Origin of the sequence: Streptomyces griseiscabiei, assembly GCF_020010925.1 — a bacterium.
Lineage (GTDB): Bacteria > Actinomycetota > Actinomycetes > Streptomycetales > Streptomycetaceae > Streptomyces > Streptomyces griseiscabiei.
In genome coordinates this window covers 453510-473485 of the sequence record NZ_JAGJBZ010000002.1, presented here as the reverse complement: position 1 = coordinate 473485, position 19976 = coordinate 453510, and the positions used below count along the sequence as shown (strand labels likewise).

The window sequence follows — 19976 nt, the reverse complement described above, 5'->3', positions numbered from 1 at the left end:
GACGAGTGGGATCCAGGGGCACCGCGGCGATCCATCAGCGGCTGTCCCAGGGCCGGGGGACGAGGGTGAGGGCGGCAGCCCGTGCTCCGCCGTTGATCTGACACCATTCCCCGGGGGCACCGTTCGGCGGTTGGACGGAGCTCGTTTGCCAGAGGTTGCGACCAGGGGACGGATGGGACCGCGCAGTGCGGGGCTACGAACGCCAGGAGCGAGAGCCGGCGGCTGACGTCGACCACCTCTCTCGGTTCGAGGCCGAGATGGAGCGGCTGAAGACCGAGCGGGAAAAGGCGATCCAGCACGCCGAGGACCTCGGCTACCAGGTCGAGGTGCTGCGCGCCAAGCTGCACGAGGCGCGCCGCACCCTCATGTCCCGGCCCGCCTACGACAGCGGCGGCGATCTCGGGTACCAGGCCGAGCAGATGCTCCGCCAGGCGCAGATGCAGGCCGACCAGCTGCGGACGGACGCCGAGCGGGAGCTGAGCCAGGCCAGGGCGCAGACCCAGCGGATCCTCCAGGAGCACGCCGAGCAGGCAGCGCGGCTCCAGGCGGAGCTGCACCAGGAGGCGGTCACCCGCCGCCAGCAGCTCGACCAGGAGCTGTCCGAGCGCCGCCAGACGGTCGAGTCGCACGTCAACGAGAACGTGGCGTGGGCCGAGCAGCTGCGCGCCCGCAGCGAGTCCCAGGCCCGCCGGCTCGTCGACGAGTCCCGCGCGGAGGCCGAGCAGGCGCTCGCCGCCGCCCGTGCCGAGGCCGAGCGGCTCGCCACCGAGGCGCGCCAGCGGCTCCAGAGCGACTCCGAGGCCGCCCGCGGCGAGGCCGACCAGATCCTGCGCCGGGCCCGCGCCGAGGCCGAGCGGCTGCTGAACGCGGCGTCCACCCAGGCCCAGGAGGCCACCGACCACGCCGAGCAGCTGCGCTCCTCCACCGCCACCGAGTCGGACTCCGCCCGCCGCCAGGCCTCCGAGCTGAGCCGGACCGCCGAGCAGCGGATGACGGAGGCCGAGACGGCGCTGCGCGAGGCGCGCGCCGAGGCCGAGAAGCTGGTCACGGAGGCGAAGGAGAACGCGGCCAAGTCGGTCGCCGGCGCCGAGTCGACCAACGAGCAGCGCACGCGTACGGCGAAGGAGCAGGTCGCCCGGCTGGTCGAGGAGGCCACCAAGGAGGCCGAGGCCACCAAGGCGTCCGCCGAGGAGGTCGTCGCCGACGCCAAGGCGGAGGCCGAGAAGATCGTCGCCGAGGCCTCCGAGAAGGCCCGTTCGATCACCGCGGAGGAGTCCGCCTCCGCGCTCGCCAAGACCGCCAAGACCGCCGAGGACGTGCTGAACAAGGCGTCCGAGGAGGCCCGCAGCACCACCAAGGCCGCCATAGAGGAGGCCGAGCGGATCCGCTCGGAGGCCGAGGCGGAGGCGGACCGGCTGCGCGCCGAGGCCCACGACCTCGCCGAACAGCTCAAGGGCACGGCGAAGGACGACACCGAGGAGTACCGCGCCAAGACGGTCGAGCTGCAGGAGGAGGCGCGCCGGCTGCGCGGCGAGGCCGAGCAGCTGCGCTCCGACGCGGTCGCCGAGGGCGAGCGGATCCGCTCCGAGGCCCGCCGCGAGGCCGTCCAGCAGATCGAGGAGGCGGCCAAGACCGCCGAGGAGCTGCTCGCCAAGGCGCGCACGGACGCCGACGAGATGCGGCAGACGGCCACCGCGGACAGCGAGAAGGTCCGCACCGAGGCCATCGAACGCGCGTCGACGCTGCGCCGTCAGGCCGAGGAGACGCTGGAGCGCACCCGCAAGGAGGCCGAGCGGTACCGCGCGGAGGCCGCCGAGCAGACCGAGGAGCTCAAGGCCGAGGCCGAGCGCGCCGCCCAGGAGCTGCGCGAGGAGACCGAGCGCGGGGTCGAGACCCGCAAGGCCGAGGCGGCCGAGGAGCTGACCCGGCTGCACACCGAGGCCGAGTCCCGGCTGGCGTCCGCCGAGGAGGCGCTCACCGACGCCCGCGCCGAGGCCGAACGGATCCGCCGGGAGGCCGGCGAGGAGAGCGACCGGCTGCGTTCCGAGGCCGCCGAGCGCATCCGCACGCTCCAGGCGCAGGCCGAGGCCGAGGCCGAGCGGCTGCGGGACGAGGCCGCGTCCGACGCGTCCGCGTCCCGCGCCGAGGGCGAGGCCGTCGCCGTACGGCTGCGGTCGGACGCCGCGGCCGAGGCGGAGCGGCTGAAGTCCGAGGCGCAGGACACCGCCGACCGGGTCCGCGCGGAGGCGCAGGCCGCGGCCGAGCGGCTCGCCGCGGAGGCCTCGGAGACGCTGGCCGCCGCGCAGGAGGAGGCCGCCCGGCGTCGCCGCGAGGCCGAGGACCTGCTCGGTTCCGCCCGCCAGGAGGCCGACCAGGAGCGGCTGCGGGCCCGGGAGCAGAGCGAGGAGCTGCTGGCCTCGGCGCGCAAGCGCGTGGAGGAGGCCCAGACCGAGGCCGTACGGCTGGTCGAGGAGGCCGAGCGGCGGGCCGGCGAGATGGTGTCGGCGGCCGAGACCCACGCCCAGCAGGTGCGGGACTCCGTCGCCGGGCTGCACGAGCAGGCCCAGGAGGAGATCGCCGGGCTGCGCAACACGGCCGAGCACGTGGCGGACCGGATGCGCCGGGAGGCCGAGGAGGAGTCCGACCGGGTCCGCGCCGACGCCTACGCGGAGCGGGAGCGGGCCACCGAGGACGCCAACCGGGTGCGCCGTGACGCCCGGGACGAGACGGACGCCGCCAAGTCGCTCGCCGAGCGCACGGTCGCGGAGGCCATCGCCGAGGCCGAGCGCATCCGCGGCGACGCCTCCGACCACGCCCAGCGGGTGCGCACCGAGGCCTCGGACACCGTCGCGCGGGCCGACCAGGACGCCTCGCGCACCCGGGCGGAGGCCCGCGAGGACGCCAACCGCATGCGGTCGGACGCCGCCACCCAGGCCGACACCCTGATCACCGAGGTGACGGCCGAGGCGGAGCGGCTGACGCGGGAGACCAACGAGGAGGCCGAGCGGGTCCGGGCCGAGTCCGTCGCGCAGGCCGACCGGCTGGTCGGCGAGGCGACCGACGAGGCCGAGCGGCTGCGCGCCGAGGCCGCCGAGACCGTGGGCTCGGCACAGCAGCACGCCGAGCGGGTCCGGGCCGACGCCCAGCGGGCGCGGTCGGAGGCGGAGGCGGAGGCCGACCGGCTCATGGCGCACGCCCGCGAGGAGGCCGACAACACCCTCGACGGAGCCCGCAAGGACGCCAACAAGCGGCGTTCCGAGGCCGCCGAGCAGGTCGACAAGCTCATCTCGGAGACGGCTGCCGAGGCCGACAAGCTGCTCACCGAGGCGCAGACGCAGGCCCTGCAGACCACCGCGGACGCCGAGGGGCAGGCCGACTCCATGGTGGGCGCGGCCCGCAAGGAGGCCGACCGGCTGATCTCCGAGGCGACCGTCGAGGGCAACTCCACGGTGGAGCAGGCCCGTACGGACGCCGACGAATTGCTGGTCGGGGCGCGCCGGGACGCGACCGCCATAAGGGAGCGGGCCGAGGAGCTGCGGGACCGGATCACCGCCGAGATCGAGGCCTTGCACACCCGGGCCCGCCGTGAGGCCGCCGAGACCATGAAATCCACCGGCGACCGTTGTGACGCGCTCATCAAGGCCGCCGAGGAACAGCTGGAGAAGGCCACGACGAAGGCCAAGGAGATCGTTTCCGAGGCCAACTCCGAGGCGGGCAAGGTCCGTATCGCCGCGGTGAAGAAGGCGGAGGGTCTCCTGAAGGAGGCCGAGCAGAAGAAGTCCACGCTCGTCCGTGAGGCCGAGGAGCTGAAGGCCGAGGCGATCCGCGAGGCGCGGCGCACGGTCGAGGAGGGCAAGCGCGAGCTGGAGGTGCTGGTCCGCCGCCGCGAGGACATCAATGCGGAGATTTCCCGTGTCCAGGACGTCCTGGTGGCGTTGGAGTCTTTTGAGGCCCCGTCGGGCGGCAAGGACGGTGGAGTCAAGACGGGTGCCACGGCAGGTGCGACTCGTTCGGGTGGCAAGTCGTCAGACGGCTAGCGGTGCCGGGGCGTTGCGGGTATCTTCCCGCGCCGCCCCCGGCACTACGGACACCATTTTGTGCTCGTTCTGTGCTTGCCATCTGTGCCGTCTGTGCTTCCAGGGCCTTTACGCAAAGTTTCTGGCAAGTATTCCGATGGTCGGCCACTCAAAAGGGGTGTCATTCTCCAGATCAAACGTGCATCTGCTCGATGACACGCCGCTTCGCCCCCTAGGATTCCACCTATCACCTCACCGGTCTCATTCGACAGGAACCCCATGAGCGACACTTCCCCCTACGGCTTCGAGCTTGTGCGGCGTGGATACGACCGCGCTCAGGTGGACGAACGTATCTCCAAGCTCGTCTCCGACCGTGACTCCGCTCTCGCCCGCATCACCGCTCTGGAAAAGCGCATCGAGGAGCTTCACCTCGAAACGCAGAACGCCCAGGCCGCCGTGACCGACGCCGAGCCGTCGTACGCGGGTCTCGGCGCGCGCGTCGAGAAGATCCTCCGCCTCGCCGAGGAGGAGGCGAAGGACCTGCGCGAGGAGGCCCGCCGCGCCGCCGAGCAGCACCGCGAGCTGGCCGAGTCCGCGGCCCAGCAGGTGCGCAACGACGCCGAGTCCTTCTCCGCGGAGCGCAAGGCCAAGGCCGAGGACGAGGGCGTCCGGATCGTCGAGAAGGCCAAGAGCGACGCGTCGCAGCTGCGTGCCGAGGCGCAGAAGGACGCGCAGTCCAAGCGCGAGGAGGCGGACGCCCTCTTCGAGGAGACCCGCGCCAAGGCCGCGCAGGCCGCCGCCGACTTCGAGACGAACCTCGCCAAGCGCCGCGAGCAGTCCGAGCGCGACCTGGCGTCGCGTCAGCAGAAGGCCGAGAAGCGTCTCGCGGAGATCGAGCACCGCGCGGAGCAGCTGCGGCTGGAGGCCGAGAAGCTGCGCACCGACGCCGAGCGCCGCGCCCGCCAGACGGTGGAGACCGCGCAGCGTCAGGCCGAGGACATCGTCGCGGACGCGAACGCCAAGGCGGACCGCATCCGTTCGGAATCCGAGCGGGAGCTGGCGGCGCTCACCAACCGTCGCGACTCGATCAACGCGCAGCTCACCAACGTGCGCGAGATGCTGGCGACGCTCACGGGCGCGGCCGTCGCCGCCGCGGGCACGCCGGTCACCGACGACGAGCCGATCTCGCGTGGGGTGCCGGCGCAGCAGTCCCGGTAACACGGCCGCCTGACGGCAGCAGCCGGACGAGGCAGCCGAAGACCCGCGTCTCCCCTTCGGGGGGCGCGGGTCTTCGGCGTTCCGGGCCCCGCCGGCCGCGGGCGGTCGGGAGGAGAGTGCCGGACCGTGGTCGTCGGTACTCCGGTGGCAGGCCCCCGGGCCTCGTTCTAGCGTGGCCGCATGATCGAGCTCGACGGGCTGACCAAGCGGTACGGCGAGAAGGTGGCGGTGAACAATCTGACCTTCGCCGTGCGGCCCGGGACGGTGACCGGCTTTCTGGGCCCGAACGGGGCCGGGAAGTCGACGACGATGCGGATGATCCTGGGGCTGGACCGCCCGACGGCGGGGGACGTACGGATCGACGGGACGCACTACGACGGCCTGCGGGACCCGCTCACCTGCATCGGCGCGCTGCTGGACGCCAAGGCCGTGCACGGCGGCCGCAGCGCCTTCAACCACCTGCTGTGTCTCGCGCAGAGCAACGGCATCCCCCGGGCCCGGGTGCACGAGGTGCTGGACACCGTCGGACTGACCTCGGTCGCCCGGAAGAAGGCCAAGGGATTCTCGCTCGGCATGGGGCAGCGGCTCGGGATCGCCGGCGCGCTCCTCGGCGACCCCCGCATTCTGATGTTCGACGAACCGGTCAACGGCCTCGACCCCGAGGGCATCCACTGGATCCGGAACCTGATGAAGTCCCTCGCCTCGCAGGGCCGGACCGTGTTCGTCTCGTCCCATCTGATGAGCGAGATGGCCCTGACCGCCGAACACCTCGTCGTCATCGGCCAGGGCCGGCTGCTCGCCGACACCTCGATGGCGGAGTTCATCCGGCAGAACTCCCGGTCGTACGTACGTATTCGCACCCCGCAGCGCGAGCAGCTGCTCGACGCGCTGCACGCGGCCGGGGTGACGGCCGTGGAGTCGGGCGACGGGGCGCTGGAGGTGGACGGCGGAAAGGCCGAGCAGATCGGAGAGCTGGCGGCCCGGCGGCAGCTGGTGCTGCACGAGCTGAGCCCCCAACAGGCCTCGCTGGAGGAGGCGTTCATGCGGCTGACGGCCGAGTCGGTGGAGTACCACGCGCACGACGGGACCCCGGCCACGGGCCCGGTCCCGGCCCCCGAGCCCGCCCCCGCGTGGGGCGCCGGCTGGAAGCGGGAGGGCTGACATGGCCACCGCCCAGGTCGTCCGCTCCGAGTGGACGAAGATCCGTTCGGTGGCGTCCACGGTGTGGACGCTGTCACTGGCCGGGGTCGTCACGATCGCGCTCGGTGTGCTGATCTCCCTGCTGTCGAAGAACGAGTTCGACAATCTGAGCCGCGACGACCGGCTCTCCTTCGACCCGACGTTCATCAGCTTCGCGGGCATGACCCTCGGGCAGCTGGCGATGATCGTGTTCGGGGTGCTGGTGGTGTCGAACGAGTACAGCACCGGCATGATCCGGACCTCGCTGGCCGCGGTCCCGCAGCGCGGCACGTTCCTCTTCAGCAAGATCGCGGTGGCCACCGCCCTCGCCTTCGTGGTGGGGCTCGCGACCAGCTTCGTGACGTTCTTCCTGGGACAGGCGATGCTCGGCTCGCACCGGGCCGAGATCGGCGACCCGGGCGTCCTGCGGGCGGTCTTCGGCGGCGGGCTCTACATGACCCTCATCGCGATGTTCTCGATGGGCGTGGCGGTGATGCTGCGCAGCCCGATGCTGTCGCTCGGCATCCTGATGCCGTTCTTCTTCCTGATCTCCACCATCCTGGGCAATGTCAGCGCCACCGAGAAGGTGGGCCGCTATCTGCCGGACCAGGCCGGCAGCAAGATCATGCAGGTGGTCACCCCGGTCGACGACGACACCCCCTACGGCCCCTGGGGCGGCCTTGCCGTCATGGCGCTGTGGGTGGTGGCGGCCCTGCTCGGCGGGTATCTGATGCTGAGGAAACGCGACGCGTGAGTACATGCCAAGTCGGTCACCCGGTGACCTGCGCGGTTTTACTTCCTCTTGGCCGGAACCGTCAACGCCCGGATAAGCTCCTAATCCTTACGGGGGCGTGCGCCCCGACGTCCTGAGACGATTCCGAGACGTCACGAACCGTTCGATGGGTGCGGAGCATGATCGAGGCAGTCGGCCTGACGAAGCGCTATGGCGCCAAGACGGCCGTGTACAACCTTTCCTTCCAGGTGCGGCCGGGGGCCGTCACCGGCTTCCTCGGGCCCAACGGCTCGGGCAAGTCGACGACGATGCGCATGATCCTCGGCCTGGACAACCCCACCTCCGGGCAGGTGACGATCGGCGGCTACCCGTACCGCAAGCTGCCGAACGCGGCCCGGCAGGTCGGCGCCCTCCTCGACGCCAAGGCGGTGCACGGCGGCCGGCACGCCCGCAACCATCTGCTGTCGCTGGCCCAGCTGTCGGGCATCCCGGCCCGCCGGGTGGACGAGGTGCTGGGCGTCGTCGGCCTCCAGGACGTGGCGAAGAAGCGTTCCAAGGGCTTCTCGCTCGGCATGGGCCAGCGGCTCGGCATCGCCGCCGCCCTGCTCGGCGACCCCCAGGTGCTGCTCTTCGACGAGCCGGTCAACGGCCTCGACCCCGAGGGCATCCTCTGGGTCCGCAATCTGATGAAGGCGCTGGCCGCCGAGGGCCGTACGGTCTTCGTCTCCTCGCACCTGATGAGCGAGATGGCGCTGACCGCCGACCACCTCATCGTGATCGGGCGCGGGCAGCTGCTCTCCGACATGAGCATCAAGGACTTCATCTCGGCGAACTCCGCCGACTTCGCGCGGGTGCGGACGCCGGACACCGAGCCGCAGCAGCGCGAGAAGCTGTCGGCGGCGCTCACCGAGGCGGGCGGCCAGGTGCTGCCCGAGCAGGACGGGGCACTGCGTGTCATGGGGCTGCCGCTGCCGCGGATCAGCGACCTCGCGCACGGCGCCGACGTACGGCTGTGGGAGCTGTCGCCGCACCAGGCCTCGCTGGAGGAGGCGTACATGCGGATGACGCAGAACGCCGTCGACTACCGCTCCACGGCCGACCAGAAGGCCGGACTCCAGCAGCCGCTGCCGCCCGGCGCGCAGCCGCCGATGCCGGTGCCCGGACAGGGCCAGCCGGGCTGGTACGCCCCGCCCGCCCCGCAGCACGGCGGGCAGCCGTACGCGCCGCAGGGCCAGCCGGTCCCCCAGGGCCAGCCGCCGGCCGGTCCGTACGGCGCTCCGGCGCCCGCGCAGCCCCAGCCGAACCCGTACGCCCAGGCCGCGCCCCCGGTCGCGCCCCAGGCCCCCGCGCAGCCCGCCGCCGCACCGGCCCCGGCTCCGGCCGCTCCCGCCGCACCGGCCGCCGCGCCCGCCGCCGACCTGACGAAGTCCGAGGACGCCCGATGAGCACGCCCCAGCCGCCCCTCACCCAGCAGCCGCCCGCTCCCACCTGGCAGGGCGCGCCGGGCACTTCGTACACCTCACCGATCCCGGTGGTGCGCACCCACCTCGGGCACGCGCTCGCCTCCGAGTGGACGAAGATCAAGTCGGTCCGCTCGACGATGTGGACGCTGGGTGTCTTCGTCGTCCTGGTGGTCGGGCTCGGTCTGCTGTTCGCCCTGATCGCCTCGTCCACGGACATGAACCTGGAGGGCGAGTCCCCGCTCGGCCTCGGGCTGTTCGGGGTGATGCTCGGCAGCGTCTGCGTCATCACGCTCGGCGTGCTGACCACCGCGTCCGAGTACGGCACGGGGATGATCCGGACCACGATGACCGCGTGCCCGAGCCGCGGCCGGGTGCTGCTCGCGAAGGCGATCGTGTTCTTCGCGCTCACCTTCACGGTCACCCTGGTCACCACCGCGTTCGTCGGTTTCGCCCAGGCGGCGATCCTGGAGGGCAACGGCGTGGTGAGCCCCGAGGCCGAGGAGTGGTTCAAGGCGACCGTCGGCGTGAGCCTGTTCCTCGCGCTGTTCGGGCTGCTGGCGCTGCTGATGGGCTCGCTGATCCGGCACTCGGCGGGCGCGATCACCCTCATGCTCGGTGTCTTCCTCGCCCCGCTGGTCATCGCGATCTTCATGTTCTCGGAGTCGCTGAAGGACGTCCAGGAATTCCTGCTGGAGTACTCGATCCCGAGCCAGCTCAGCGTCTTCTACGGCGCGGAGATCAGCCAGTCCGGCCCGTCCGGCTGGGAGCCGCTGTGGATCATGCTCGGTCTGGTGGCGGCGGCGTTCGTCGGCTCGTACGCCCTGCTGGAGCAGCGGGACGTGTGAGCGCGAAGGCCTGATGAGCGCGAGGGCCGTATGAGCGCGAGGGCCGTATGAGCGCGAGGGCCTCGGGGTTCAGAACCTCGGCGCGTTACGGGACCGCTGCACCCGCGAGGTGCGGCGGTCCTTCGCGTTCCAGCAGGCCTTGTGCCAGTGCCGGCGCTCGTCGACGCCCGAGTGCTCGGGCCAGGCGACGACATGCGGCACCCCCGAGGCGATCATCTGGTCGCAGCCGGGGCAGCGGTAGGTCTTGCCGACCGCGCTCGCGCCCGCCACATGCCGCACGCTCCACTCCTCGCCCTGCCAGGGCTCGCTGGTCTGCCAGCCGCCGTAGCGGTCCGACCGGTCCTCCTCCGCACCGCGGCCTGACGAACCCGACGAGCCCGACGAGTCACTGCCCTTGGGACGGTTGCGACGCGGGGACACGGGACACCTCACGGGGCTATACAGGGAGCAGGGTTGGTGTCCAGCCTACGCGGGCCCGGTGGGGGTACGCGTACGTCATCAATCCGCTCAGATCGCCCTCCGCCCGGCCCATTCTGCAGACAATCGGCAAATCTCGCCGCCAGGCCGTGACTTCGGCACGTGTCATGCGGTTATGCCGGTGGGGGAGCTCCCGAGTCGGAGCCGAGGAAGCAGGAAGAGCGATGCACGTAGGAACATTTGTACTGGGCGCCCAGTTCCCCGGCCAGGGCCAGGGGGAGGCGCTCCACCGGGCGGTACGGACGGCGGAAGTGGCCGACGAGGCCGGTCTGGACGCGGTCTGGCTGGCCGAGCACCACTTCGTGCCGTACGGCACCTGCCCGTCGGCGATCACCCTCGCCGCGTTACTGCTGGGACGCACCCGGCGCATCCGCGTCGGCACCGCGGTCAGCGTGCTGCCGACCGTCCACCCCGTGGCCCTGGGCGAACAGGCCGCCCTGCTGCACATGACCTCCGGCGGACGCTTCACGCTGGGCGTCGGACGCGGCGGCCCCTGGGTCGATCTGGAGGTCTTCGGCACCGGACTGGACGCGTACGAGAAGGGGTTCCCGGAATCACTCGATCTGCTGGTGCGCTGGCTGCGGGAGCCCTCGGTCTCGGCGTCGGGGGAACGATTCAGCTTCCGTGAGGTCCCGGTCGTACCCCGGCCCGCCGAGGATCTGGACGAGACACCCGGACCCGAGGTCGTCGTCGCCTGCACCTCGCCGACGAGCGTACGGCTGGCCGCCGAGCGCGGGCTGTCGATGCTCCTCGGGATGCACGTCGGGGACGAGGAGAAGGCCGAGATGGTCGCGCTGTGGCGCAAGTGCGCCCGGGCGGCGGGCCGTTCACCGGAGGAGATCTCCGGCGCGGCCCATGTCTCGGCCGGTGTCTGCCAGATCGCGGACCGGCGCACCGACGCCGTGGAGGCGCTCACCAAGGCGATGCCGGGCTGGCTGAAGCAGGGCCTCGACGCCCATGTGACGGTCGACGGCCGCGCCCGCGCCATGCGGGACCCGCTGGCGTACACCGAACTGCTCTGCGGACTCCACCCGGTGGGGACCCCCCGGCTGTGCGCCGACCGGCTCGCGGCCACCAGCGAGCGGACGGGCATCTCCCGCTTCGCGCTGCTCGTCGAGGGCTCCGGCGATCTGGCGGCGACGGAGGAGAACGTACGGCGACTCGGTGCCGAGGTGCTGCCTCACCTCGGCTGAGCCACGCCGTTTCATGCCGGGGGGCTTGCCGCCCCGCTTACTGATGCACCTCCCGCGGTTGGAGCGGCAAGCCGTGCTGCGTCACGACCTCAGCAGTCCCGGAGTTCCGGGGACTGGTTGAGGAGTTGGCCGCGGATCGAGGTGAAGCGGGCCAGCCTGTCGTCCACGGACGGGTCCAGTGGGAACACCGCCACCCGGTGGCAGTTCTGGAAGGCCAGCCGTACACCGAAGTGCCGCTGCAGCGCGCCGCGAATCGCGTCACTGGCGAGCGCGCGCAGCAGCTGCCCGCGTGCCTGCTCGTCCGGCGGCGGCGTCTGGTTGTCGGCGAACTCTCCGCCGTCGACCTTCAGCTGGGCCACCAAAGAGCTGATCATCTCCCACGCAAAAGGCAGGGAGGTCCGGACGCAGTCGACGAAGGCGGCTTCGTCGACCTCGCCTCGCTCGGCCTGTTCGAGTAGGGCCGGTGAGACGTCGAGCGACATGGGTTCTCCTCTCGCACCCCCACAACAACAGGGGTTGACGGACAGGGTCGGAGACCGGTGGGCGAACACGCAGAGTGCACGCTTCGCGACCTCCAGTTTCTACGGTAAGCAACCGAACGTGACCGCACCAGGAGATTGCGCGCACCGACAAGGCGCCCGACGCACACAATCAGCCAATGCCGAACAGGAGTTGACAGCGGCACATGCCGGAGGACGGAGAAGGCCCCGGTGAGAGGCGCGGGAACGTGACGGAGGGCGACGGTCATCGGGCGGGGCCGGGCCCCGCGCGGGGCACTTCCGGAGGTCGAATCGCGCGCACCCGTCGGCGTCGAGTAGCGTTGCCGACCATGCGTCTCGTCATTGCCCGCTGCTCCGTCGACTACGCGGGCCGGCTCACCGCCCATCTTCCCTCGGCTCCCCGTCTGATCCTGGTGAAGGCGGACGGCAGCGTCTCGATCCACGCGGACGACCGGGCCTACAAGCCCCTCAACTGGATGTCGCCGCCCTGCACTCTGAAGGAGGGGTCCGGGGACGAGGAGGGCGTCTGGACCGTCGTCAACAAGGCGGGCGAGAAGCTCATCATCACGATGGAGGAGGTCCTCCACGACTCCTCGCACGAACTCGGTGTCGACCCCGGTCTGATCAAGGACGGCGTGGAGGCGCACCTCCAGGAGCTGCTGGCCGACCGCATCGAGACCCTCGGCGAGGGCTACACGCTCATCCGCCGTGAGTACATGACCGCCATCGGGCCCGTCGACATCCTGTGCCGGGACGCCGAGGGCGCGACCGTCGCGGTCGAGATCAAGCGGCGTGGTGAGATCGACGGCGTCGAGCAGCTGACGCGCTATCTGGAGCTGTTGAACCGCGACCCGCACCTCGCGCCGGTCCGCGGTGTCTTCGCCGCCCAGGAGATCAAGCCCCAGGCCCGCGTCCTCGCCACCGACCGCGGCATCGGCTGCACCGTCCTCGACTACGACGCCATGCGCGGCATCGAGGACGACAAGCTCCGGCTGTTCTGAGGGGCCGCGTCCCGCTCGAACGGCGACGGTCCGGCGGGGCCGAACCCTTCTCGGGGTTCGGCACCGCCGGACCGCTTTCGCGTCAGGCCACGGTTTCGGCCGGGGCGCCGGAGTCGGCGGGTGAGCTGGAGGCCGGGGCACTCATCGTGTTCGTGTCGTCCGGTGGAGTCAGCGACGGAGTCGGCGGGTCCGACGGGCTGGGGCTCGCCGACTCCGACGCCGACTGGGAGGGCGACGGGGACGACGACTCCGACTCGGACTGCGACGGGGTCGGCTTGGTCGACTTCGAGGGGGACGGGGACGGCGACCTGGTCGGCTCCTTCGTGCCGCTCGGATCGTCCGTCGGCCCCGCCGAATCCGTCGGCGTCGGGTCGTCCGACGTGCCGAACGAGCCGTCCGGGCCCGGGTCGGTCGGCTCGGGGACGGCGCCCGGGGTGTTGTCGTCGTCGCCGGCCTTGGGGCGGTCCGCGACGAGGCCGCCGTCGTCGACGCCCTCGCTCGCCGAGGGGTTGACGCCGACCTTGTCCGCGGGGCCGTTGCCGTTGCCGTCGGAGGTCGCGCCGAGGGTCACGACCGTGCCGAAGACCGCGGCGAGCAGCGCACCCGCCCCCACGGCCACCAGGTTGCGCCGGGCGCTGCCTATGACGCCCTTGATCCCGCCGGCCTTGTGCGCGGGCGCGCCGGACCCCGGACGATGGCCGACCAGCGTCGTCTCACCGCTCTCCGGGGGTACGCCCGCCGCACCCGGCCCCATGGCCCCCGAGCCGTTCCCGCCGAACCCGACCGCGCCGAAGCCCGTCGGCGTGTACGCGGACGGCACTCCCCCGGGCGGGGACGCCGACTCCTCGTGCCGGGCGTCCGGGACCTCCTCCCCCGCAGCCGTGCGCCCGCCGGGCGGTGTCGCCCCGGAGCGGTCGGCGACCAGGGCGAGGGCCCGGCGTCCGGCGACGGTGCCGCGCTTGTCGGCGAGGACGTTGCGCAGCCCGATGGAGGCCTCCAGCTCGGCCCGGGCCCGCTCCAGCTGTCCGGAGCAGAGCGCGAGGACGCCCAGCTCATGGTGGAAGTAGGCCTGCTCGGCGGTCTCACCGGCGAGCCCCGCCGCCTCCGCGCCGGCCCGCAGCGCCCGCTCCCAGGCGCTCCAGGACAGCCCCGCCGCGAACGCGGGCGCGGCCTGCCTGGCCAGCACCACGGCGGCGCTCTCCTCGTCCTCGCCGACCGGCACCGTCGCCGGGACCAGTGCGGTGAGGGCGGCCAGGACGGCGTCCGCCTCGGCCGAGACCCGCTCGGGGGTGACCGAGGGGTGGCCCGCCCACCAGGCGTAGTGCTGGGCGGCGGCGTGGGCGCGCGTCCCGGTGTCGTCGGCGTATCCGGCGGCCACCAGCTGGGTCCGAACCCCGGCGGCGAGCCGGTAGCGGGCGCCGACGGGGGTCACCAGGGCGCAGCCGACCAGCTCGCCGAGGGCCGCGTCGGCGTGGGTGTCGCCGACGAGGGCGGGCAGATGGGCCTGGTGCGGGACCTCGCCGCCGAGCGTGACGGCGAACCGGAGGGTCTCGCGGGCGGAGGCGCTCAGCCGGGAGGCGAGCAGCGCGGCGGGCGCGGCGCCCTCGGCGAGGGAGGGCAGGGGGATGTCGTTCTCGCCCGGGACGGCGTCGGCGGGGGTGTCGAAGGACGCGTCGAAGGGGGCGTCCACGGGCGGCGCGTCCTGGAAGACGCCGAACTCGTCGACGGCGTCCACACCGGCCCGCTGCCGGTCCCGCTGCCTGAGCAGGGCCCCGGCCTGGGTGAAGCGCAGCGGCAGGCCCTCGGACTCGAACCAGAGGTCACCGGCCCAGTTCGACTCGTCCTCGGTGAGCACCCGGCCGACGGCCCGCTCCAGCAGCTGTTCGCTGCCGGCCCGGTCGAAGCCGCCGAGGACGATCTCCTCCAGGGGAGCGTCGGCGGACGGCAGGGGGACGTCGGGGGTGGCTCCGATGAGGAAGGCGCACTCGGGGGTGGCGTCGAGCAGTTCGTCGAGGGCGATCCCGCCGAACTCCAGGTCGTCCAGGACGACGACGGCACCGATGTCCCGCACGATGTCGAGCATCTGCTGCCGGCCGGGCCGGAACAGGGGTGTGCTGTACACGGCTGCGAACAGTTCGTACAACAGGTCGTCGACCGTGCGCCGGAAACCGCTCAGCCGGACGACACCGTCGGGTGCCAGGTCCGCGCAGTCCTCGGCGACGGCGTCGAGGAGGGTGGTCCGGCCGGAACCGGCGGCTCCGCTGAGGCGGACGGAGCGGCCGCGCGCGAGGAGCCGTACGAGCCGCTCCCGCTCGTCGCCGCGGTGGAGCAGGGGCAGCCGGGGCAGTGAGGGGCCCGGGGGCACCGGCGGCCGGGCGGCGCGGTCGAGTGCCGTGCGCTCGGAGGGCAGATGCTTCACGGGCTGACCAGGCAGTTCGCCCGGTGGGCAGTTCTCGATCTCGCTGCCGTCGACCGGGTTGACGGTGAGCAGGAAGTCGCCCGAGACGAGTTGGACGGTGCGGGCGAGTGCCGGGGCGTGCCGGTCGAAGTCCTGCGTCAGCGCGTCACGCGCCGATCGCTTGTTCGGCGTGTGACCGTCGTCATGGCCGTACTCTTCGGGTCCCCGGGTGTTCGGGTCCATCGGTTCTAGCCCCCCAAAAGCGTCTCGTGTGCTGGAGCCCCTCCCGGCCGTGTCGCACACCGCGCTGTCGCTTCTGGTCCGGAACCCGCGTGAGGGTAGCTGGCAGCGGGCAGCCGAACCCTAAACCTTCGCACAGTATCTCCGACAGTCCGGGGTCCCGCGCCGTCCGAGACGTCACAGTCTCATGAGGATTGGCCGTGTGGTGCGTTTCGCCCCCATGGTCCCCAGGTGACGCGCAGGTGATCTTCAGGGTGGCCCGCACACACAGAGCCATACGTACGGGCCCGTACACGCGTTCACACTCTGGGCAACGACTCCAGACCGATACCGCCCTCGATCGCCAGGATGCGGTGCAGCCGGGTGGCCACGAGCAGCCGCTGCATCTGCGGTGGCACATCGCGCAGCACCAGCCGCCGCCCGCACCGTCCCGCCCGCCGGTGGGCTCCCATGATCACCCCGAGTCCGGTGGCGTCCCAGGAGTCCAGCTCTGACAGGTCGAGCACCAGGTCGCCGGCTCCGTCGTCGACGGCCGAGTGCAGGACCGTACGGGCGTCCGCCGCGCTGCGTACGTCGAGGCGGCCCCCGACGACCAGCTCGGCGTGGTCGCCCCTGATGTACATAAGCGCTCCCCGTGAGTGCGTCTCGTACTCCGTGTGATGGGTGTGCAACGTCTGACGGTGTTTGACACCGACAGGTTGCCGTCTGTGAGCGAACCGATACCGAATTCACCTCAAGGGGTGAGGCCGGAGAGGCTCATGCGTTCACATGCGTGGGAAGGGCCGCCCGTGACGCGTGTGCCGGCGTCCGCCGGGTCCGCGTCAGTAGGTGTAGAAGCCCTGCCCGCTCTTGCGTCCGATGTCACCGGCGTCCACCATCCGGCGCATCAGCTCCGGCGGGGCGAACTTCTCGTCCTGGGACTCGGTGTAGATGTTGCCGGTGGCGTGCAGCAGGATGTCGACGCCCGTCAGGTCGGCCGTGGCCAGCGGTCCCATCGCGTGGCCGAAGCCCAGCTTGCAGGCGAGGTCGATGTCCTCGGCGGTGGCGACGCCCGACTCGTACAGCTTCGCCGCCTCGACGACCAGGGCGGAGATGAGACGGGTCGTCACGAAGCCGGCGACATCGCGGTTGACGACGATGCAGGTCTTGCCGACCGACTCGGCGAACTCCCGTGCGGTGGCGAGCGTCTCGTCACTCGTCTTGTAGCCGCGGACCAGTTCGCACAGCTGCATCATCGGCACCGGTGAGAAGAAGTGGACGCCGACGACCCGCTCGGGCCGCTCGGTGGCCGCCGCGATCTTGGTGATCGGGATGGCGGAGGTGTTCGAGGCGAGCACGGCGTCCTCGCGGACGACCTTGTCGAGCGCCCGGAAGATCTCGTGCTTCACTTCGAGCTTCTCGAACACCGCCTCGACGACGATGTCCGCGTCGGCCGCCGCGTCGAGGTCGGTGGTGGCGGTGATCCGCCCCAGCGCCGCCTCGGCGTCCTCGGCCGCCAACTTCCCCTTGCCCACGAACCTGTCGTACGACGCGCTGATGGAGCCGATGCCACGGTTGAGCGCCTCGTCGGTGACATCGCGCAGGACGACGTCCCAGCCCGCCTGCGCGGAGACCTGGGCGATCCCGGACCCCATGAGCCCGGCTCCGATGACGGCGAGCTTCCGTGTCACTGTGCGACTCCCCTGGTACGCGCTGTCGATGGGTTACCTCTCCGGCGGACACTAGCGCTCGTGAGGGGCCGTGTGACCGCTTAGTAACGCGAGTCACGTCTCAAGGGGCGGACATCACACCACCGGGACTCACTCGGAGGGTCGTACGGCGTAGTTGAGGACCCGCTCGCTCAACAGGCCCTCCATGTCGTCCAGGAGAAGAAGCACCTCTCGGGACACTTCGTCCGGATTGCGCCCCGCGAGCATCTCGCGCCCGATGACGGCCATCACCGTCTGGTGGACCCAGTTGATCTGACCGGCGATCAGCGTCGGCAGGGAGTCACCGGGGGCGGCGCCGCTCTCCTCGCGCAGGGCCGCCTCCAGGTTGTCCTGGACCTCCTGCTGGATGCTCCAGAGCCGGGACCGCAGGGCGGGCGCCTCGTGGATGGCCTTCATGAACCGGTCGTAACCCTCCATCAGACCGACGCGCGGCGAGACGGCCTCGACCTCTTCGCGCAGTTCGCGCAGGACGGCGGCGACGGCCGACTCACCCCGGTCGCGGGCGCGCACCCAGCGGGCGAGCCGGTCGACGATGCCCGCGCTGCGGTCGAAGAAGAGGTCCTCCTTCGCGGGGAAGTAGTTGTAGACCGTGTTGACGGAGACATCGGCCGCGTCGGCCACCTCCGCGATGGTCACGGTCACGAACCCGTGCTCCAGGAACAGCCCGGTGGCGATGTCCGAGATCCGCTGCCTCGTCTCGCGCTTCTTGCGCTCCCTGAGCCCCTCTGCCATGGGCACATCGTAGGTCGCCGCGCCGGTCGGCGACGATTTTCTGGGGACCATGAAAACTTGGTGGCATTGCAAAATTTAAGTGACTCTGTTTTTCTGGGGTCATGCCCATCATCAGTACGGCCGGACTGAGCCGTACCTTCCAGACCAGGCGCGGCCCCGTCGAGGCAGTGCGCGGAATCGATCTGACCGTCCGGCCCGGTGAGATCCTCGGGCTCCTCGGACCCAACGGCGCCGGGAAGACGACGACCCTGCGGATGCTCACGACTCTGCTTCCGCCGACCGGCGGCGCCGCCACGGTCGCGGGCCACGATCTGGCGACCGACCCCGCCGGGGTGCGCCGGGCCTGCGGCTATGTGGCGCAGTCGGGCGGGGTGGATCCGCAGATCACCGTGCGGGAGGAGCTGGTCACCCAGGGGCGGCTCTACCGGCTGACGAAGAGCCAGGCCATCGAGCGCGCCCGGGAGTTGGCCCGCGAACTGGACCTCACCGAGCTGCTGGACCGCAGGTGCGCCACACTCTCCGGCGGCCAGCGGCGCCGCCTCGACATCGCGATGGCGCTCACCCACCGGCCCCGAGTCCTCTTCCTGGACGAGCCGACGACGGGGCTGGACCCCGCGAGCCGCGCCGACCTCTGGGAGTCGGTCCGCCGACTGCGCGACGAGCACGGCACCACGGTCTTCCTGACGACCCATTACCTCGACGAGGCGGACGCCCTCGCCGACCGGATCGTCGTCGTCGACCAGGGCCTGGTCGTGGCCGACGACACCCCGAGCGCGCTCAAGCTGAGGCACGGCGGCTCGGTCGACGCCACGCTCCAGGACACCTTCCTGGCCATCACCGGACGGGGCCCCTCCCCCGCCGACACCACCCCCGTGGCCGTCTAGGGCCCGGCCCCTGTCACCCGTCCGAGGACTTCGATGCTTCTTCACGACACCGCGCTGATCTTCGGGCGGTACGCCCGGCAGACCCTGCGCTCCCGCTTCGCGATGCTGTTCGGCGTGCTGATGCCGCTGCTGTATCTGCTCTTCTTCGGTCCGCTGCTCACCGACGTCCCGCTCGGCTCACGGGGCACCTCCTGGCAGGTGCTCGTGCCCGGGCTGCTGCTGCAACTGGCCCTGTTCGGGGCCTCGTTCGCGGGCTTCATGGTCATCCTCGAAAAGCAGACGGGGGTGATCGAACGGATGCGGGTCACCCCCGTGAGCCGGCTCGCCCTGCTGCTGGGCCGGGTGCTGCGCGACACGGCGGTCTTCGTCCTCCAGGCGGTGCTGCTGGTCCTCGCCGCCCTGCTCATGGGCCTGCGCGCACCCCTTGCCGGCATCCTGATCGGCTTCGCCTTCGTGGCCCTGCTGACGGTCTCGCTCGCCTCGCTGTCGTACGCGCTCGCCATGAGGGCCCGCTCGCAGCACGAGTTCGGCCCGGCGGTCAACGCGCTGACCATGCCGTCGATGCTCCTGTCGGGACTGATGCTCCCGATGTCCCTGGCCCCCGGCTGGCTCGACGTCCTGTCCCACTTCGTGCCGTTCCGCTATCTGGTGGACGCGATGCGTGACGCGTACGTCGGCGCGTACGCCACCCCGGCCATGCTGTACGGCGTCCTGGTCGCCCTCGGGCTCGCGGCGGTCTCCGTGACGGTGGGCACACGGGTCTTCCGGACGGCCGGGGCGTAACTACGCTGGTCGCATGGTCAATCTGACGCGTATCTACACCAGGACCGGCGACAAGGGCACCACGCATCTCGGGGACATGAGCCGGGTGTCCAAGACCGATCCGCGGATCTCGGCGTACGCGGACGCCAATGAGGCCAACGCGGTGCTCGGGACCGCGATCGCGCTGGGCGGGCTGGACGAGGAGGTCGTCAAGGTCCTCGTACGGGTGCAGAACGACCTGTTCGACGTGGGTGCCGACCTGTCCACACCCGTCGCCGAGAACCCGGAGTTCCCTCCGCTGCGGGTCGAGCAGTTCTACGTCGACAAGCTGGAGGCCGACTGCGACCGCTTCAACGGCGAGCTGGAGAAACTGCGCTCCTTCATCCTGCCCGGCGGCACCCCCGGCGCGGCCCTGCTGCACCAGGCCTGCACGGTCGTACGGCGGGCCGAGCGCTCGACCTGGGCCGCGCTGGAGGTCCACGGCGAGACCATGAACCCGCTCACCGCGACCTACCTCAACCGCCTCTCCGACCTCCTGTTCATCCTCGCGAGGACCGCGAACAAGGAGGTCGGGGACGTGCTGTGGGTGCCGGGCGGGGAGCGCTAGCCGCGCCCGGGGCCCAGGA

At 71.6% G+C, this 19976-nt stretch carries 17 protein-coding genes; 11 read left to right on the top strand and 6 right to left on the bottom strand.

The window, feature by feature from the left end:
• Positions 1–185 precede the first annotated feature (185 nt).
• From scy to J8M51_RS19660, 6 genes are all read left to right on the top strand, one after another.
• Positions 186–4037 (top strand): polarized growth protein Scy, encoded by a 3852-nt coding sequence (scy, locus tag J8M51_RS19685; RefSeq protein WP_086760588.1) that lies wholly within the window; start codon positions 186–188, stop codon positions 4035–4037.
• Between the two features lie 258 nt (positions 4038–4295).
• Complete coding sequence (locus tag J8M51_RS19680) at positions 4296–5234, top strand: coiled-coil domain-containing protein (protein ID WP_013000631.1); 939 nt, start codon at positions 4296–4298, stop codon at positions 5232–5234.
• A 180-nt stretch (positions 5235–5414) separates the two neighbouring features.
• A complete protein-coding gene (locus J8M51_RS19675; protein ID WP_256965874.1) occupies positions 5415–6395 on the top strand; it encodes an ABC transporter ATP-binding protein in 981 nt (326 codons plus the stop codon).
• A 1-nt stretch (position 6396) separates the two neighbouring features.
• Entirely contained in the window at positions 6397–7167 is a 771-nt protein-coding gene (locus J8M51_RS19670) for an ABC transporter permease (protein ID WP_086760590.1), read from the top strand.
• Positions 7168–7325: 158 nt separating this feature from the next.
• On the top strand, positions 7326–8591 hold the full coding sequence (locus J8M51_RS19665) for an ATP-binding cassette domain-containing protein (RefSeq protein ID WP_267299343.1): 1266 nt from the start codon (positions 7326–7328) through the stop codon (positions 8589–8591).
• A complete protein-coding gene (locus tag J8M51_RS19660; protein ID WP_086760473.1) occupies positions 8588–9454 on the top strand; it encodes an ABC transporter permease subunit in 867 nt (288 codons plus the stop codon). Before J8M51_RS19665 ends, J8M51_RS19660 begins: the two co-directional genes overlap by 4 nt.
• A 69-nt stretch (positions 9455–9523) precedes the next feature.
• Here J8M51_RS19660 and J8M51_RS19655 read toward each other — a convergent pair whose 3' ends face one another.
• A complete protein-coding gene (locus J8M51_RS19655; protein WP_086760471.1) occupies positions 9524–9874 on the bottom strand; it encodes an ATP/GTP-binding protein in 351 nt (116 codons plus the stop codon).
• A 221-nt stretch (positions 9875–10095) separates the two neighbouring features.
• On the opposite strand from J8M51_RS19655, the gene J8M51_RS19650 reads away from it, so the two are divergent.
• Complete coding sequence (locus tag J8M51_RS19650; protein ID WP_086760469.1) at positions 10096–11124, top strand: LLM class flavin-dependent oxidoreductase; 1029 nt, start codon at positions 10096–10098, stop codon at positions 11122–11124.
• 89 nt (positions 11125–11213) lie between these two features.
• Here the strand turns inward: J8M51_RS19650 and J8M51_RS19645 are convergent, their stop codons facing one another.
• Entirely contained in the window at positions 11214–11606 is a 393-nt protein-coding gene (locus J8M51_RS19645; protein WP_086760468.1) for an SCO5389 family protein, read from the bottom strand.
• A gap of 347 nt (positions 11607–11953) precedes the next feature.
• Here J8M51_RS19645 and nucS point away from each other — a divergent pair, with 347 nt between their 5' ends.
• A complete protein-coding gene (gene nucS / locus J8M51_RS19640; protein ID WP_086760466.1) occupies positions 11954–12625 on the top strand; it encodes an endonuclease NucS in 672 nt (223 codons plus the stop codon).
• Positions 12626–12707: 82 nt separating this feature from the next.
• Here the strand turns inward: nucS and J8M51_RS19635 are convergent, their stop codons facing one another.
• The 4 genes from J8M51_RS19635 to J8M51_RS19620 all read right to left on the bottom strand — a co-directional run bounded on the left by J8M51_RS19635 (position 12708) and on the right by J8M51_RS19620 (position 17704).
• Positions 12708–15266 (bottom strand): ATP-binding protein, encoded by a 2559-nt coding sequence (locus J8M51_RS19635; RefSeq protein ID WP_086760464.1) that lies wholly within the window; start codon positions 15264–15266, stop codon positions 12708–12710.
• A gap of 296 nt (positions 15267–15562) precedes the next feature.
• Complete coding sequence (locus J8M51_RS19630) at positions 15563–15886, bottom strand: STAS domain-containing protein (protein ID WP_033526497.1); 324 nt, start codon at positions 15884–15886, stop codon at positions 15563–15565.
• 198 nt (positions 15887–16084) lie between these two features.
• On the bottom strand, positions 16085–16933 hold the full coding sequence (locus tag J8M51_RS19625) for a 3-hydroxyacyl-CoA dehydrogenase family protein (protein ID WP_086760463.1): 849 nt from the start codon (positions 16931–16933) through the stop codon (positions 16085–16087).
• A gap of 129 nt (positions 16934–17062) precedes the next feature.
• Entirely contained in the window at positions 17063–17704 is a 642-nt protein-coding gene (locus J8M51_RS19620) for a TetR/AcrR family transcriptional regulator (RefSeq protein WP_086760461.1), read from the bottom strand.
• A 101-nt stretch (positions 17705–17805) separates the two neighbouring features.
• Between J8M51_RS19620 and J8M51_RS19615 the strand changes: the two genes are divergently transcribed.
• Genes J8M51_RS19615 through J8M51_RS19605 form a run of 3 tightly spaced genes read left to right on the top strand, consistent with a single transcriptional unit; the run spans position 17806 to position 19957 of the window.
• Positions 17806–18588 (top strand): ABC transporter ATP-binding protein, encoded by a 783-nt coding sequence (locus J8M51_RS19615; protein ID WP_086760459.1) that lies wholly within the window; start codon positions 17806–17808, stop codon positions 18586–18588.
• A gap of 33 nt (positions 18589–18621) precedes the next feature.
• Positions 18622–19371, top strand: a complete 750-nt coding sequence (locus tag J8M51_RS19610) for an ABC transporter permease (RefSeq protein WP_086760458.1) — start codon at positions 18622–18624, stop codon at positions 19369–19371.
• 13 nt (positions 19372–19384) lie between these two features.
• On the top strand, positions 19385–19957 hold the full coding sequence (locus tag J8M51_RS19605) for a cob(I)yrinic acid a,c-diamide adenosyltransferase (RefSeq protein ID WP_086760456.1): 573 nt from the start codon (positions 19385–19387) through the stop codon (positions 19955–19957).
• The last annotated feature ends 19 nt before the right edge of the window (positions 19958–19976 follow it).